The sequence below is a fragment of the Pseudomonas sp. GWSMS-1 genome (assembly GCF_049847425.1).
GTDB lineage: Bacteria > Pseudomonadota > Gammaproteobacteria > Pseudomonadales > Pseudomonadaceae > Aquipseudomonas.
Map to the genome: position 1 here is coordinate 714,928 of NZ_JBMHHV010000005.1, position 14,268 is coordinate 729,195.

Here is a 14,268-nt window from a genome sequence, read left to right on the forward strand (position 1 = left end):
CGACTGCGCAATCCGATAGCCAGCGTGTACCGCCCTTTCGGCTATCGGATTTTTTTATCCCTGCTGCAGGATTTTCCTGCACTTAGACCCGCCATGTTTGCGGGTCTTTTTTTGTCTGGCGCTTATGTGCCCAACGCTTGATTGCTTAAACCGAGCTTGCGCCTAGCTGTTGTTCTTGCTGGATGTGTTGCCGGTAGATGAACTCACGCAGGTGCTCGTCGCTCTGTGGGTCCATCGCGTGCAGGTGGTAGGCCAGCAAGCCGTCATCAGTCTCACGTACGAAAACCCCGCTCACGGCAATTGGCGGAAGGTCGTTCACCGGCAAGAACAGATCAAACCGCTGAGGCGCTTTGCGTTGTGCGCGATATTCAATCAGTGCGCCATTCATCGACAGCTGGTGAATCCACAAGTCGCTGGGCTGTGCGCTGCGAGTGTGCAGTGGCAACGGCTCGGGGAGGGGGGAGCGCCACGCGCGGTTGATTTCACCTTCGTCGAAAATCTGCGGTGCGCTGAGTTGCAGTTCGGCGCTCGTCTGCCGTTCTGGTTGAGGTGCAGGTCAAAGGTCAGGAGCTGGTTGGCGATGTGCGCATGCAGGCTCACAGGCTCATTGACTGCGCAGTGCGCGAGCAACTCGCTGAGTTGCTGGCCAATATCTGCCTGCATACGCGGTTGTCGGCGTTGCTCAGAAGTCGCGGGCTGATTCAGCTGGCGGATAAACGCCAGTTCAGCTTGGGTTAGGAGTGCTTGTTCTTGCATGGTCGCGGTCTATATCAAATTGCAATAACGGTGTGACCGCGCCTGGTCGAATTAGTTACTGCCGGTCGTCGCCTGCAAACGGGCTAATTCTGCTTTCAAAATGAGCATTTCGGCTTCCAGCTCTTTGACCCGCTCCTGTGCTTGGACCTGCTCGGTGACGTTTTTTTGGATGCCGATGTAGTAGGTCAACTGGTCGGCATCGTTGACCACCGGGTGATCGACAGCTCGTTCCAGAACACGCTGCCGTCCTTGCGGTAGTTGCGAATGATCTGCCGGCACGGGCGGTGCGCCTTAACCGCTTCACGGATGGCATCCAGGCCCGACTGGTCGCGGTCGCCGGCCTGCAGGAAGCGGCAGTCCTGGTAGAGGATGTCGTCACTGGCATAGCCGGTGAGCTTTTCAAAGGCAGGGTTGGCATAGATCAGGATGTTGTCGTCACCTTCCTGTTCGGCAACCACGATGCCGTCGTTGGAGGCGTTGACCACCAGTTGTAGGAGTTTGGCGTTGATCATGAGGCAATTTCCCAGTCTATGTCCGCTGCATTCTAAAACATCCGGGCGGGCTGTCTACTTGCGGCATAATGCCCGTCTTATCGACTTGGTTCTGTATGTTTCGGAGTTATGCATGAAGATCGCCATTCTTTCTGGCTCGGTGTACGGCACCGCAGAGGAAGTTGCTCGCCACGCTGAGGGCCTGTTAAACGCCGCTGGTTTTGCGGCCTGGCACAACCCGCGCGCCACGCTGGCCGATGTTCAAGCCTTTGCGCCCGAGGCGTTTCTTGCGGTGACCTCGACCACCGGCATGGGCGAGCTGCCCGATAACTTACAGCCCTTGTACTACGCCATTCGTGATCATTTGCCGGCCTGGAGTGGTTTGCCGGGCGGGGTGATTGCCCTGGGCGACTCCAGTTATGGCGATACCTTCTGCGGTGGCGGTGAACTGGTGCGTGAGCTGTATGCCGAGCTGAGTATTCGTGAGGTGCAGCCGATGCTGCGCTTGGACAGCAGCGAAAGCGTGACGCCGGAAACCGACGCCGAGCCGTGGCTGGCTGACTTTATTGCGGCGCTGCAAGGCTGATGCACCCGCGCGCGCAAGCGTTGATCGAGGCGCTGCAGTTGCAGGCTCACCCGGAGGGCGGTTATTACCGCCGGCTGTTCGAGTCGTCGCAGCAGGCCGCCGATGGCCGCTTGTGCAGCAGTGCGATTGTTTTTCTATTGCCAGCAGGCGTGGTCAGCCGTTGGCATCGGGTGGATGCCGACGAGCTGTGGCACTACTACGAAGGCGCGCCGCTTGAGCTGCTGATTGCTGAGCAGCCGGATGCCATTCGCCGCGAACGCCTGGGCCCTGTGGCTGTCGAGCAATTGCCGCAACGCGCGGTGGTGGCGCACGCCTGGCAAAGTGCGCGCAGCCTGGGTGATTTCACCCTGGTCGGTTGCACAGTGGCGCCGGCGTTCGATTTCGCCGGGTTTCGTTTGCTCAGCGATGATGAGCAAGCGCAACGCGACTGGCCGTTGCTGCGCCAACTGCACCCCGAATGCGTTTGAAAGCCCACTGCTGACCTCTAAGGTCAGCATGCTGGCCGCCAGGGCGACTTATCTTTCCCGTTACGCTCGCTAGACTGCTTGGCACTTCTAACAAGAACTGCTGAGGAATCTGCCATGACCGTTGCCCACGCCCTGCCTGTTGTGAGCCTCAAGGATCAAGTCTCTGCCGCCGAGTGGCAGACCCGCGTCGACCTGGCCGCGTGTTACCGCTTGATTGCCCTGCATGGCTGGGATGACCTGATTTTCACCCACATATCGGCGAAGATTCCGGGCAGCGAAGAGTTCCTGATCAATCCCTTCGGCCTGATGTTCCACGAGGTCACTGCCTCCAGCTTGGTGAAGATTGATCTCGCCGGCAATAAGTTGATGGACAGCCCCTTTAGCATCAACCCGGCCGGTTACACCATCCACAGCGCGGTGCATGAAGTGCGCCACGATGTCACCTGTGTGGTGCATATCCACACGGCCGCAGGGATTGCCGTGTCAGCGCAAAAGCAGGGCTTACTGCCGTTGTCGCAGCAATCGCTGTTTGTATTGTCCAGCCTGGCCTATCACGGCTATGAAGGCGTGGCGCTGAATCACGATGAGAAAGCGCGCCTGCAGGCCGATTTGGGCGACAAGAACTTTATGATCTTGCCTAACCATGGGCTGCTCACAGCCTCCAATAGCATTGCCGATACCTTTCTGATGATGTTCACCCTGCAGCGCGCCTGCGAGATTCAAGTCATGGCGCAAAGTGGCGGCGCTGAACTGATCCATATTCCGCAGCAGATTCTTAATGGCGCCAAGGCCATGGTTGCGGGCGTGATGAAAAGCGCACAAGGCATGGGCGGTTCGCTGGCCTGGCCGGCGCTGCTGCGCAAGCTGGATCAGCAGATGCCAGGTTACGACGCATGAGTGCCTTGCCCGGTATCGCTTTAGCGGCATGGCGCGCCCAGGGCTTGGGCTTCAACTTCGAGGGGCATGCTATGCGCTACTGGGTGGCGGGTGATGAATACGCCGAACCGCTGCTGTTAATCCATGGTTTCCCCACTGCCAGTTGGGACTGGCATTACCTGTGGGCGCCATTGGCCGCGCGTTATCGGGTGATCGCCTGCGACATGCTCGGCTTTGGCGACTCGGCCAAGCCGCGCGGGCATGCCTACAGCCTGCTGCAGCAAGCTGACCTGCAGCAGGCGCTGCTTGAGCATCTGCACATCACCGGCCCGGTGCATGTGCTGGCCCATGACTATGGCGACAGCGTGGCCCAGGAGTTACTGGCGCGGCATCACGAGCAGCGCTTCAAGCTGGCCAGCTGCGTGTTTCTTAATGGTGGCTTGTTCCCTGAAACGCACCGGCCGGTGCTGGTGCAGAAGCTGCTGCTCAGCCCCGTCGGCCCGTTGATCGGTCGGCTGTTCAGCCGCAAAAAACTGGCGGCCAGCTTTGCCCGCGTCTTCGGCCCGCAAACCCAACCCAGCGCCAGCGAGCTGGATGACTTCTGGAGCCTGATCGCCGAAAACCAGGGCCCCGCGGTGATGCATCGCTTGATTCGCTACATGCCCGAGCGCCGCGTGCAGCGTGAGCGCTGGGTGGCGGCCATGCAAAAAGGCGGGGTGGCGCTGCGGGTAATTGATGGCGCGGCTGATCCGATCTCCGGCGCACACATGGTCGCGCGTTACCGGGCGTTGATCGCTGATGCCGACACGGTGCTGCTTACTGGTATTGGCCATTACCCGCAAATCGAGGCCCCCGAGCAGGTTTTGCAGCATTATCTGGCCTTTCGTCAGGCCTTGGCGGCAGCGTAATCAAACGGCGTGAGCGCTGTGGCGATGGCCGGTGCTGATGTACGGCGCTATAAGCGCCTCCCGGCGTGATTATCCCGCTGCTTTATCGCGCACCATTCAGCGCTGCTCGTGTCTATTGTGACCAGAGCGCGCCTGCTAGACACTCGGAGCATTGTTAATCTGCTGAGGAATGCTGCATGAGCGACGCCATCCGTTTTCAAGACCAGGTTGTAATCGTCACCGGTGCAGGTGGTGGCCTGGGTCGCGCCCATGCGCTGCTGTTCGCCAAACACGGCGCCAAAGTGGTGGTTAACGATCTCGGCGGCAGCACCCACGGCGAAGGCGCTAACGCCTCGGCGGCCGACAAGGTGGTTGAGGAAATTCGCGCGGCTGGCGGCACTGCCGTGGCCAACCATGACTCGGTGACCGACGGCGAGAAGATCGTGCAGTGTGCACTGGACACCTTCGGCCGTATCGATGTGGTGGTGAACAACGCCGGCATCCTGCGCGACAAAACCTTTCACAAGATGGAAGACGCCGACTGGGACCTGGTCTACAAGGTTCACGTTGAAGGCGCCTACAAGGTCACCCGCGCGGCCTGGCCGCACATGCGCGAGCAGGGCTATGGCCGGGTGATTTTCACCGCCTCCACTTCAGGCATCTACGGCAACTTCGGTCAGTCCAACTACGGCATGGCCAAACTTGGTTTGTACGGCCTGACGCGCACCCTGGCGATTGAAGGGCGCAAGAACAATATCCTGGTCAACGCCATCGCCCCGACTGGCGGCACGCGCATGACCGAAGGGCTGATACCGCCGCAGGTGTTCGAGCAACTCAAGCCTGAGCTGGTCAGCCCGCTGGTGGTGTACCTGGCGAGCAATGCCTGTGAAGAAACCTCCGGCCTGTTCGAAGTTGGCGGCGGTTGGATGGGTAAAGTGCGCTGGGAGCGCAGCCTGGGCGCCGGTTTCGACCCGCGCGAAGGCTATAGCCCGGAAGACGTCGCGGCCAACTTTGCGCAGATCTGCGACTTCGAAGGTGCTGCTCACCCGAAAGACAATATCGAAGCGATGAAAGAGATGATGGCCAACCTGCAGAAGTTCGCCCTCTGACTCCGCCACGTTGCTGGAAGATCGGCCAGTAGGCTGACTTCATTGGTGCAATTTTTAAAGCAAAGGCCGGCATTTAGCCGGCCTTGGCTTTTTAATGAACGGGTCATTACGGTTGTGATGATTTGATGGCTGCAGCGGCCAAAAACAGCTTTGCACTAACCCCTAGATGTTTTGATGACTAATCATGGTTTGTCGCCATTTTTCAGGCCCAGTCTGAGCATCACGTTCGCAATGGGTCACGCCCCTATACGGATTTACTGCAATTCGTTAGCGAAACGTCCAACCGCTCCAACTACCTGTTTGGCACCGTCCTGGATTTCTACAATCACGGTGCCGGCTTGGTTGGCTAGCGCTAAGCCTTGCTCGGCTTGCTCGCGGCTGCTGAACATCTCTCGCATGGCTTGCTCAGCAAGCGACTGATTTTGTTGCACTACGCTGATGATTTCTTCAGTTGCTTCGCTGGTTCGGCCCGCCAGCTTACGCACCTCATCGGCAACCACGGCGAAGCCGCGACCATGTTCACCGGCGCGGGCCGCCTCAATAGCAGCATTGAGCGCAAGCAAATTGGTCTGGGAGGCAATACCGCCAATCGTCTGTACGATTGAGCTGATTAACAACGATTGCTTGCCGAGCGCCTCAATACTTTCGGTGGCCGACTGCATTTGCCCAGCAATACTCTGCATGGTCTGAACAGTTTGCTGCACAACTTCAGCCCCACGCACGGCACTAACATCCGTTTGTTGAGAAACGTCATACGCGACGCTTGCTGCGTCCCGCACTTCGGCTTCCCGAGCTACCTGTTCAGTCACGACGTTAGCGAATTTCACCACCTTGGATAACTTTCCTTCGGCGTCATGAACGGGGTTGTACGTCGCTTCAAGCCAAACTTCTTGGCCTCTGTTGTCGATCCGCTTAAAACGATTTGCCACGTATTCGCCACGGTTGAGCGTCTGCCAAAAGGCGGCATATTGCGGCGAACCCGCCTCTTCAGGCGTACAAAAAAGGCTGTGGTGTTTGCCGATGATTTGGCCGAGCGAATAGCCCATTGCCGTGAGAAATTGCTGATTGGCGGTGATAACCGTGCCGTCTAAATTGAACTGGATAACCGCCGTAGAGCGGATTAACGCTTCAATAAATGCTTCGTTTTCTTTTGTTTTTTCGAGGGCCTGGCTGATCTCACTGCCATAACCCTGGACGTGGGACAGCTTTCCATCCTCGCCTTTGATTGGGAACCAATTCAGCTTAATCCAAGCAAGGCTGCCGTCGGCGCGCAGATAGCGGTAGTCATCACTGACCGGCTCAAACTTTGAGATCGCCTTATTAAATGAGTGAAAGCAGGGCAGGTTTTTCACGTAAGGCGGAACAATCGCTGACAGCGGACGTCCCCGAAGATCATTCGCATAACCCAGCGCCTTGGCGAAATTAGGATTGAATTCGCAGATGTTAAACTGCGCATCGAGCCTGATAGAGAGCATGCTGCGATCCATCTGCTCAACCTGTTGACGCAGCAGATACAGCTCCGCACTCTGGTCTTGTAGTGTCTTTTTAAGGGTACGGTTGAACATTAACGTCTCCACAGAATTAGGTCGGTATTCATTCGCAACAGAGTCCTTGCCATTCCCAGGTGCGACCTACCGGCCCGCTGCGAATTATTCAAAATGCCTTGTAGCGGCATCCTAAAGAGAGGAAATGTTTAGTCAGTCATCGCGCTATGTATGTGGCAGATAACGCTGAAACGACAGCGATCAGCAGGCAGTAGCAATAGCGCATACAAGCTTCTTTTTAACGAGACGATCCCAGTCCGCTACTTAAATTTTAGAACAGCCATTGGTATTGAAGCATATGCGGTGATTCCATTGGCCGCGTTCTAAAGCCCGCCGGGGTGCTGACCAAAGCTCAATGCAACTGCACGCGTTGGCTGGCCAGCTGCCGCCGCACACCCTTACCGTTCCCCGACAAACCGCGTTTCAGTCTTTGCTTGGAATTCCGTATTTGCGCAGGCGCATGGCGATGGCGCTGTGTGAGGTGTGCAGGCGGGTGGCTAATTGCCGGGTGGAGGGGTGGCTGGGGTAGAGCTTTGCCAGCAGGGCTTTTTCGAACGCGGCTACGGCGGCTTCCAGGCTGCTGACGTCGCCTTCGGCCTGGTGTGCGGCGACGGCTGTGCCGGCGATATCCAAGTCATCGATCTGCACTAGATTGCTTTCGCAAATGGCGGCGGCGCGGAAAATCACGTTCTGCAGTTGGCGCACATTACCCGGCCAGCGGTTGCTCAGCAGCGCCGGGTAGGTGTCTGGCGTCAGGCGGCAGGGCAGGCGCTGGATCTGTGCGCAGGCCTGCTGCATAAAGTGCCGCGCGAGCAACAGGATGTCCTGGCCGCGCTCGCGCAGGGGCGGCACTTCGAGGTTGAGCACGTTGAGGCGATAGAACAGGTCTTCGCGGAAGGCACCTTCGGTGACCATTTTTTCCAGGTCGCGGTGGGTGGCGCTAAGGATGCGCACATTGACCTTGACCTCGCGTTCGCCGCCCACCCGGCGGAAGGTGCCGTCGCTCAAAAAACGCAGCAGCTTGGCCTGCAGGTAGGGCGACATCTCGCCGATTTCATCGAGAAACACCGTGCCCTGGTTGGCCAGTTCCAGCAGACCCGGCTTGCCGCCGCGCTGGGCACCGGTGAAGGCGCCGGGGGCGTAGCCGAACAGCTCGCTTTCGGCGAGGTTCTCCGGCAACGCCGCGCAGTTCAACGCCAGAAAAGGGGCGGCGCGCCGTGTGCTGATGGCGTGGCAGGCGCGTGCTACCAGCTCTTTGCCGGTACCTGTTTCGCCCTGAATCAGCAGCGGCGCATCCAGGGTGGCGACCCGTTGCGCGCGGGTTTTCAGGTTACGAATCGGCGCCGAGTCGCCGAGCAGCGAGTCAAACCCTTCGGCGTGATCATGGTGCAGCGCCGCCAGGCGTTCGCCAATGCGACTCGGTGCGTACAGGCTGAGCAGGCCGCCGGCCAGGCGTCGCGCGCCGCCATCAACGCCTTCAGTAATCGGTTGTGCATCGAGCAGCAGGGCCTGGCCCTTAAGGGTGATCTCGCGCATCGGTAGGCGAAAGCCCTGATCGAGCAGTTCGGCCTGCAACTGCGGGTCGGCAAACAACTCGCCAATGTCCAAACCCTCGGGCGGCTGGCCGCAGAGTTCGAGCAGCGCCGGGTTGGCCAGCAGCACGCGGCCCCGGCTATCGACCGCGAGGACCGGATCGGTCATGGCAGCGAGCAGGGCGTCGAGCTGCAGGTGGCGGCGCTGACCGGGGAGGATGTCGACGATGGTCACGGCTTTTACCCCGCGCACCTTGAACAGCGCCTCGCGCAGTTCGTCGAGCACCTCGGGGCGCAGGGTCGGGGCGTCGATGTAGACGTTGGGCGGCACCATCTCCACCGCATCCAGGTTGAGGTTGCGCCCACCGAGCAGGGCGAGGACTTCCTGGGTGATGCCAACGCGGTCGATAAAGGTGACGTGAATACGCATGGAGACGGGCGGCCAACTGGGTTACAGGGGCGTCAGTATGCCCGGTCTGTTTGGCTTAGTTAACAAGGCTTAGCCGCACGTCAGGCGAGTAATCACTTCGCTTTCATCGATATGGATATTCAACCGCTGCAGGTTGTAGTCCAGGGTGGCGGCATCGCCGGGCGCGAGTACGCGGATATATTTGGCGTTGGCCTTGAGCTGTAGCTGCTCGATCTGTTTGGCGCTGGCGTGTTGGCCCAGCATGCCTTGCAGGTGCTCGACGCTGCAGTCGCCGCTGACGTCTGCCACGGATTGTGCCTGCTGCGGCGAGCTGCAGCCGGCTAGGAGGGCGAGCAGGCTAAGGCTGCCGAGAGCGTGACGAAGAGCCATGGTGCGTTCCTTGTATGAGCAAAACTTCAGCCAGCCTAGCAGCCGTGCGCGCTACAGCTCAACGCTGTGGCACTAAGTAGTCGCTTCAGTGCCCAGATAAACCATCAGCAACTGCGCAAGTGCGGGCAACTTCCCTACAATTGCGCTTTTCCCCAGCGAGGCGGTCCTGTGCAAGCGGTGATCTCGATTCAACAACTGAGCAAGACCTACGCCAGCGGGCATCCGGCGTTGCAGAGCATCAACCTGGATATTCAGCAGGGCGAGATTTTTGCGTTGCTCGGCCCCAACGGTGCCGGCAAAACCACCCTGATCAGCATCATCTGCGGCATCGTTAATCCGGGCGCCGGTCGGGTGTTGGTGGGCGGTAAGGACATCATCAAGGACTACCGCGCCGCCCGTGGGCAGATCGGCCTGGTGCCGCAAGAGCTGGTCAGCGATGTATTCGAAACCGTCTGGGCGACGGTCAAGTTCAGCCGTGGCCTGTTCGGCAAGAAACCTAACCCGGTCTATCTGGAGCAGCTGCTCAAGGATTTGTCGCTGTGGGACAAGCGCGACGCGAAAATCTTCGAGCTGTCCGGCGGCATGAAGCGTCGGGTTATGATTGCCAAGGCGCTGAGTCACGAGCCGCAAATTCTGTTTCTCGATGAGCCCACCGCCGGGGTCGACGTCGAGCTGCGCCGCGATATGTGGAACATGGTGCGCAGCTTACGCGCGCGTGGGGTGACCATCATCCTCACCACCCATTACATCGAAGAAGCCGAGGAAATGGCCGACCGCATCGGGGTGATCAGCAAAGGTCAGATCATCCTGGTCGAAGACAAGCAGGCGCTGATGCACAAACTCGGTAAGAAACAGCTGACGTTGCAGTTGCAGCAGCCGTTGGCCAGTGTGCCCGCCGAGCTGGTGCGCTACGCGTTGGAACTGGCGGATGACGGCCATGCGCTGGTGTTTACCTTTGATGCGCAAAGTGAGCACACCGGCATCGCCGAGCTGCTCAAGGACCTGGCCCAGCACGGCATCGATTTCAAGGATCTGCAGTCGAGCCAGAGTTCGCTAGAAGATATTTTCGTCAACCTCGTACAGGAGTCGCGTCGATGAATGTCTATGCAATCCGCGCCATCTACCTGTTTGAACTGGCGCGCACCTGGCGCACCTTGCTGCAAAGTATTGCTACCCCGGTGATCAGTACCTCGCTGTATTTCGTGGTGTTCGGTTCGGCCATTGGGTCGAGCATGACCCAGGTGCAAGGCGTCAGCTACGGCGCGTTTATCGTGCCGGGGCTGATCATGCTGGCGCTGCTCACCGAGAGCATTTCCAACGCCTCGTTTGGCATCTACATGCCCAAGTATTCGGGGAGTATCTACGAGCTGCTGTCAGCCCCGGTGTCGTACCTGGAAATCCTCATTGGCTATGTCGGCGCGGCGGCCACCAAGTCGATCATTCTTGGCTTGGTGATCCTGGTTACCGCACGGCTATTTGTTGATTTCGAGATTCTTCACCCGTTTTGGATGCTGGCGTTTCTGGTGCTCACCGCGCTGACCTTCAGCCTGTTCGGTTTCATCATCGGCGTCTGGGCTGACGGCTGGGAAAAACTGCAGATCGTGCCGGCGTTGATCGTCACGCCGCTGACCTTTCTCGGCGGTGCGTTTTACTCGATCAGCATGCTGCCGCCTGCCTGGCAGACGGTGACTTTGTTCAACCCAGTGGTGTACCTGATCAGCGCGTTTCGCTGGAGCTTCTACGGCGTGTCCGACGTTAACGTTGGTCTGAGCCTGGTGATGATTCTCGGCTTTCTGCTGCTGTGTATCTTGGCGGTGGGCGTGATTTTCAAAACCGGTTATCGGCTTAAGAGCTAGAAGCTAAGGCGGCTAACCGAGGAATGTTGCAAATCGAGCGGCGGACAAACTTTGTTTGATTTGCAGCGCCAAGACTGAAAAGCACAGGGCGCAAGGCTTACAGCCAGTTGAGGAGGGCGGCGCGGCAAATTTGTGGTTAAGACCAACGTCTTAGGGCTTGCCTAAAGGGGGGCTCAATGGCGTAGGCTGGAGTTGTTGCCTTGGTAGGCAACGCATTCGCGAACGGTTGAAGAAGGAAAGCTTTATGCAAATCCAAGTTCACAGCGATAACCACATCGAAGGCAGTGCCCGCTTGGTTGAATGGGTCAGTGCCAGCGTTGCCAGCAAGCTGGAACGGTTCGATGACGAATTGACGCGTATTATTGTCCACCTGCATGACGACAACGGTGCCAAAGCTGGTGCGCATGACAAGCGCTGCCAGATTGAAGCACGGCCAAAAGGCCTGCAGCCGCTTTCGGTAACCCATAAATCTGAGTCGCTGGAGCAGTCCATCGACGGTGCCATTGAGAAACTGCACCACGCCCTTGAGCATCAATTCGGCAAGTTGCGCAGCAAGCGTGCGACGCCGCTGCAGGCCGATGAAACCCTTGATATTCCGGGTCAGGATGCCTTGTTACGTGAAGACTTCCTCGCCGAGGAGCAATTGCGCGCCTTGTAGCATGATGGCCATAGTTGGCCTGTCTTAACCCCTTGTCCACGCGCCCCCGCAGCTTTCTGCGGGGGCGCTGTCGTTTCTGGGCCTCAAAAAAATGGGCACTGCCTGTCAGCGGCAACAGCCTGCCCGAGACGGCAAGGGCCTTCCTCTTCATTCCACGCTGAATAGGCGCAACGTACCGGCTTTACTGACGTGCAGGTGGTTGGCCCATATTCTGCAGAAATGCCTGCCAACTGACCTATGCAGGGATTCGCCATGACCAGTATTTCCAACAGTTCGCCGCTGGCGAGCTACTTCGCCAACACCGCAAAACCCAGCACGGCTGCGGCTGCAGCCAATGGCAGCAGTACGGATAAGCCGAGCACCAGCGCGCCAGACCCGCTTGCGGAAATCCGCCGGTTTGCCAGCGGCATGGTGGCCAACAGCCGCGGTGGCCTGCTGCGCGCAATGAACGCCGAGAGCAGCGGTGCCAGCAACGCGATTGCCAGTGATCGTTTCCGTCCGGTAACCGAGCAGAACAGCGACACCTCGAAAATTGCCCTGCCGGATGTCGCTGAGCTGGATCGCGAAGACGCCGCCAAGCTGCTCGCGCAGATCAACAAACTGGTCGACGCTGGCCTCGACAAGACCGACAGCTTTGTTGGCTACAACGGTGATAAGCAAACCGACTCGCTGACCACTTACCGTGACTGGCTTCAGGCCAAAGGCGGCGTCAGCATTTACGTTTAAGCGCTCTGCCGCCGATTTCGCCAGCTGTGCTGCCTGCGCATTGAGCTGGTTTCAACGCGCGAGGTGCGCCAAGATCACCCGACACAGTAGTGGGCGCGCCGCATGGGCATGGCCAGGGCGAGGGGATTTATGACGAGCAAGGGGTTTATTCGGGCGTTCGCTGCCCTGGGGCTGGCGCTGTTGTGCGCCGCAGGCGCGCAGGCCGCAGAGGATGCGCAGCTAGTCGGGTTGATCAACAACTACCGCAGTGACGTGCAGCGCTGTGGTGATCAGGCCTCTGCTGAGTTGCCGCCGCTGACGGCCGATCCGCGCCTGGTGCAGCCGGTTGGTCGCGCCGGGGATTTGCAGCAGGCGATGAGTGCGGCGGGTTACCCGATGGTCAATGTGCAGGCGATCAGCCTGTCCGGGCCGCGTGATGCGGCGGCGGCGCTAAAGGTGCTGCAGGAGAGTTTCTGCAGCATCCTGCTGGACCCGCAGTTTGTCGATATCGGCATCAATCAGCAGGGCCGTGACTGGCGCATCCTGTTGGCCCGACCACTGCTGACCGCACGCTTAGGCGATTGGCAGGCGGAAGGGCAGACGCTGCTGGAACGGGTCAATCAGGCGCGTGCCAGAGCCCGCCAATGTGGCAGCCAATCCTTTGCCGCCACCGCGCCGCTGGTATGGAATGCCACCCTGGGCAGCACCGCCGAAGCCCACAGCCGGGCCATGGCCAACGGCAATTTCTTCGATCACCAAGACCCCGACGGCCGCACCCCTGGCGACCGCGCGGAGCTGGCGGGCTACAACGGTCAGCGTATCGGCGAGAACATCGCTGCCGGGTTAGACACGGCGAGTAAGGTGGTCGACGGCTGGTTGGCCAGCCCCGGGCACTGCGCCAACCTGATGACCCCGCACTTTACTGAGCTCGGCGCCGCCTACGCCAACGACCCGAAAAGCGATGCCGGGATTTACTGGACGGCCATGTTTGGCGCGCCCTAAGCCGCTGGCAGGTTTGGTTCGGGTAACGCTCAAGCCTGGTTGGCGTTAGCCTTCGTCGTGCCCAAGGCAATACTGGTTGTTGCCGTTGCGCTTGGCGCGGTACATCGCCTGGTCGGCGATATGGATCAGGCTGTCGATGTTGGGGCCGTGCTCTGGGTACATGGCAATGCCCAGGCTGGCGCCGATCGGGTGGTGGGTAGTGCCCAGCAGCATGGGCGGGTCAGGCGCTGGAGGATTTTTTCGCTGATCAACTGAGCGTCATCCTGCAGGCTATTGCTGCGGCTCAGCCCTTCGATGATCAATACAAATTCATCGCCGCCCAGGCGTGCGACAAAGTCTGATTCACGCAGGGTTTTCAGTAGCCGTTGCGCGACGCCCACCAACAGCTGGTCGCCCACGGCATGGCCGTGCTCATCGTTGATTTTTTTAAAGCCGTTGAGGTCGATAAACACCAGGGCCATGCGCGTGCCATCGCTGCGCGCGCGGGCCAATGAGCGGGCCATCTGCTCTTCAAGTTGCAGCCGGTTGGGCAGCCCGGTCAGTGGGTCGTGGCGGGCGAGTTTTTGCAGTTGGCTGACCGAGGCCTTCTCTTCGGTGATGTCGCGTACCACACCCATCATCTTGATCGCCTGGCCGTTGCCATCCTTGAGCACATTGCCGGTTTCGCGCAGCCAGCGGATGCTGCCGTCCGGCCACACCACGCGGTACTCCTCGTCATGGTTGTGGCCGGTTGCAATGCAGCGCAGTTCCCCGGCGCGTACCTGCTCGCGATCATCCGGGTGCACGCAACTGCAAAACAGGCTGTAGCTCGGCGTGACCTCAGCGGGTTTGAAGCCGAACATGCCGTAGATGGCCTCCGACCAATACAGCGTGTCGCTGTCGATGGACCAGTCCCAGGTGCCAATGGAGGCGAAATACTGACTGCGCTTGAAGCGCTCTGCATCTTCCGCGGGGGCGTTTGGCTGAGGTGTGGCGAGCGTCAGCACGATGGCATCGCCAC

General features: G+C 59.4%; 14 protein-coding genes and 3 pseudogenes. 10 read left to right on the forward strand and 7 right to left on the reverse strand.

Going from position 1 to position 14,268, the window contains the following annotated elements; all coding sequences use genetic code 11:
* Positions 1-145: 145 nt before the first annotated feature.
* Both ACEPAJ_RS06700 and ACEPAJ_RS06705 read right to left on the reverse strand, forming a co-directional pair.
* Complete coding sequence (locus ACEPAJ_RS06700) at positions 146-388, reverse strand: hypothetical protein (RefSeq protein ID WP_425914233.1); 243 nt, start codon at positions 386-388, stop codon at positions 146-148.
* A 419-nt stretch (positions 389-807) separates the two neighbouring features.
* Positions 808-1,268 (reverse strand): annotated as a pseudogene (locus tag ACEPAJ_RS06705) (PAS domain-containing protein).
* Positions 1,269-1,380: 112 nt separating this feature from the next.
* Between ACEPAJ_RS06705 and ACEPAJ_RS06710 the strand changes: the two are divergent.
* From ACEPAJ_RS06710 to ACEPAJ_RS06730, 5 genes are all read left to right on the forward strand, one after another.
* A complete protein-coding gene (locus tag ACEPAJ_RS06710) occupies positions 1,381-1,833 on the forward strand; it encodes a flavodoxin (protein WP_425914234.1) in 453 nt (150 codons plus the stop codon).
* On the forward strand, positions 1,833-2,300 hold the full coding sequence (locus ACEPAJ_RS06715) for a cupin domain-containing protein (RefSeq protein WP_425914235.1): 468 nt from the start codon (positions 1,833-1,835) through the stop codon (positions 2,298-2,300). Before ACEPAJ_RS06710 ends, ACEPAJ_RS06715 begins: the two co-directional genes overlap by 1 nt.
* Before the next feature lie 114 nt (positions 2,301-2,414).
* Positions 2,415-3,197 carry a class II aldolase/adducin family protein gene (locus tag ACEPAJ_RS06720; RefSeq protein WP_425914236.1) on the forward strand — a complete coding sequence of 261 codons (783 nt, stop codon included), beginning with the start codon at positions 2,415-2,417 and terminating at the stop codon, positions 3,195-3,197.
* Entirely contained in the window at positions 3,194-4,084 is an 891-nt protein-coding gene (locus ACEPAJ_RS06725; protein ID WP_425914237.1) for an alpha/beta fold hydrolase, read from the forward strand. The genes ACEPAJ_RS06720 and ACEPAJ_RS06725 overlap by 4 nt, the downstream gene beginning before the upstream one ends.
* 176 nt (positions 4,085-4,260) lie before the next feature.
* Positions 4,261-5,172: an SDR family oxidoreductase gene (locus tag ACEPAJ_RS06730; protein WP_397495000.1), complete on the forward strand. Its 912-nt coding sequence runs from the start codon at positions 4,261-4,263 to the stop codon at positions 5,170-5,172.
* 254 nt (positions 5,173-5,426) lie between these two features.
* On the opposite strand, the gene ACEPAJ_RS06735 is transcribed toward ACEPAJ_RS06730, so the two are convergent.
* From ACEPAJ_RS06735 to ACEPAJ_RS06750, 4 genes and pseudogenes are all read right to left on the reverse strand, one after another.
* Positions 5,427-5,981 (reverse strand): methyl-accepting chemotaxis protein, encoded by a 555-nt coding sequence (locus ACEPAJ_RS06735; RefSeq protein ID WP_411912071.1) that lies wholly within the window; start codon positions 5,979-5,981, stop codon positions 5,427-5,429.
* Positions 5,967-6,737 (reverse strand): annotated as a pseudogene (locus tag ACEPAJ_RS06740) (PAS domain-containing protein); the annotation flags it as partial. The gene ACEPAJ_RS06735 and the pseudogene ACEPAJ_RS06740, both read right to left, overlap by 15 nt.
* Positions 6,738-7,139: 402 nt before the next feature.
* Positions 7,140-8,678: a sigma-54-dependent transcriptional regulator gene (locus ACEPAJ_RS06745; RefSeq protein WP_425914238.1), complete on the reverse strand. Its 1,539-nt coding sequence runs from the start codon at positions 8,676-8,678 to the stop codon at positions 7,140-7,142.
* 69 nt (positions 8,679-8,747) lie between these two features.
* On the reverse strand, positions 8,748-9,047 hold the full coding sequence (locus tag ACEPAJ_RS06750) for an I78 family peptidase inhibitor (RefSeq protein WP_425914239.1): 300 nt from the start codon (positions 9,045-9,047) through the stop codon (positions 8,748-8,750).
* Between the two features lie 168 nt (positions 9,048-9,215).
* Between ACEPAJ_RS06750 and ACEPAJ_RS06755 the strand changes: the two genes are divergently transcribed.
* The 5 genes from ACEPAJ_RS06755 (at position 9,216) to ACEPAJ_RS06775 (ending at position 13,268) form a co-directional block, all read left to right on the forward strand.
* On the forward strand, positions 9,216-10,145 hold the full coding sequence (locus ACEPAJ_RS06755) for an ABC transporter ATP-binding protein (protein WP_425914240.1): 930 nt from the start codon (positions 9,216-9,218) through the stop codon (positions 10,143-10,145).
* Positions 10,142-10,903 carry an ABC transporter permease gene (locus ACEPAJ_RS06760; RefSeq protein WP_425914241.1) on the forward strand — a complete coding sequence of 254 codons (762 nt, stop codon included), beginning with the start codon at positions 10,142-10,144 and terminating at the stop codon, positions 10,901-10,903. Before ACEPAJ_RS06755 ends, ACEPAJ_RS06760 begins: the two co-directional genes overlap by 4 nt.
* Positions 10,904-11,147: 244 nt before the next feature.
* Positions 11,148-11,561 carry an HPF/RaiA family ribosome-associated protein gene (locus ACEPAJ_RS06765; protein ID WP_425914242.1) on the forward strand — a complete coding sequence of 138 codons (414 nt, stop codon included), beginning with the start codon at positions 11,148-11,150 and terminating at the stop codon, positions 11,559-11,561.
* A 252-nt stretch (positions 11,562-11,813) separates the two neighbouring features.
* Positions 11,814-12,287 (forward strand): hypothetical protein, encoded by a 474-nt coding sequence (locus ACEPAJ_RS06770; RefSeq protein ID WP_425914243.1) that lies wholly within the window; start codon positions 11,814-11,816, stop codon positions 12,285-12,287.
* Between the two features lie 129 nt (positions 12,288-12,416).
* The gene (locus tag ACEPAJ_RS06775; RefSeq protein ID WP_425914244.1) at positions 12,417-13,268 is read left to right on the forward strand and encodes a CAP domain-containing protein; all 852 of its coding nucleotides are present in this window, start codon (positions 12,417-12,419) and stop codon (positions 13,266-13,268) included.
* Positions 13,269-13,313: 45 nt separating this feature from the next.
* Here the strand turns inward: ACEPAJ_RS06775 and ACEPAJ_RS06780 are convergent.
* A pseudogene (locus tag ACEPAJ_RS06780) lies at positions 13,314-14,260 on the reverse strand (diguanylate cyclase domain-containing protein); the annotation flags it as partial.
* Positions 14,261-14,268 lie beyond the last annotated feature (8 nt).

Bases quoted from the DNA above. Each gene is read 5' to 3' on its own strand.
- ACEPAJ_RS06700 (WP_425914233.1), bottom strand. From the start codon at position 388: ATGAATGGCGCACTGATTGAATATCGCGCACAACGCAAAGCGCCTCAG.
- ACEPAJ_RS06710 (WP_425914234.1), top strand. From the start codon at position 1,381: ATGAAGATCGCCATTCTTTCTGGCTCGGTGTACGGCACCGCAGAGGAA.
- ACEPAJ_RS06715 (WP_425914235.1), top strand. From the start codon at position 1,833: ATGCACCCGCGCGCGCAAGCGTTGATCGAGGCGCTGCAGTTGCAGGCT.
- ACEPAJ_RS06720 (WP_425914236.1), top strand. From the start codon at position 2,415: ATGACCGTTGCCCACGCCCTGCCTGTTGTGAGCCTCAAGGATCAAGTC.
- ACEPAJ_RS06725 (WP_425914237.1), top strand. From the start codon at position 3,194: ATGAGTGCCTTGCCCGGTATCGCTTTAGCGGCATGGCGCGCCCAGGGC.
- ACEPAJ_RS06730 (WP_397495000.1), top strand. From the start codon at position 4,261: ATGAGCGACGCCATCCGTTTTCAAGACCAGGTTGTAATCGTCACCGGT.
- ACEPAJ_RS06745 (WP_425914238.1), bottom strand. From the start codon at position 8,678: ATGCGTATTCACGTCACCTTTATCGACCGCGTTGGCATCACCCAGGAA.
- ACEPAJ_RS06750 (WP_425914239.1), bottom strand. From the start codon at position 9,047: ATGGCTCTTCGTCACGCTCTCGGCAGCCTTAGCCTGCTCGCCCTCCTA.
- ACEPAJ_RS06760 (WP_425914241.1), top strand. From the start codon at position 10,142: ATGAATGTCTATGCAATCCGCGCCATCTACCTGTTTGAACTGGCGCGC.
- ACEPAJ_RS06765 (WP_425914242.1), top strand. From the start codon at position 11,148: ATGCAAATCCAAGTTCACAGCGATAACCACATCGAAGGCAGTGCCCGC.
- ACEPAJ_RS06770 (WP_425914243.1), top strand. From the start codon at position 11,814: ATGACCAGTATTTCCAACAGTTCGCCGCTGGCGAGCTACTTCGCCAAC.
- ACEPAJ_RS06775 (WP_425914244.1), top strand. From the start codon at position 12,417: ATGACGAGCAAGGGGTTTATTCGGGCGTTCGCTGCCCTGGGGCTGGCG.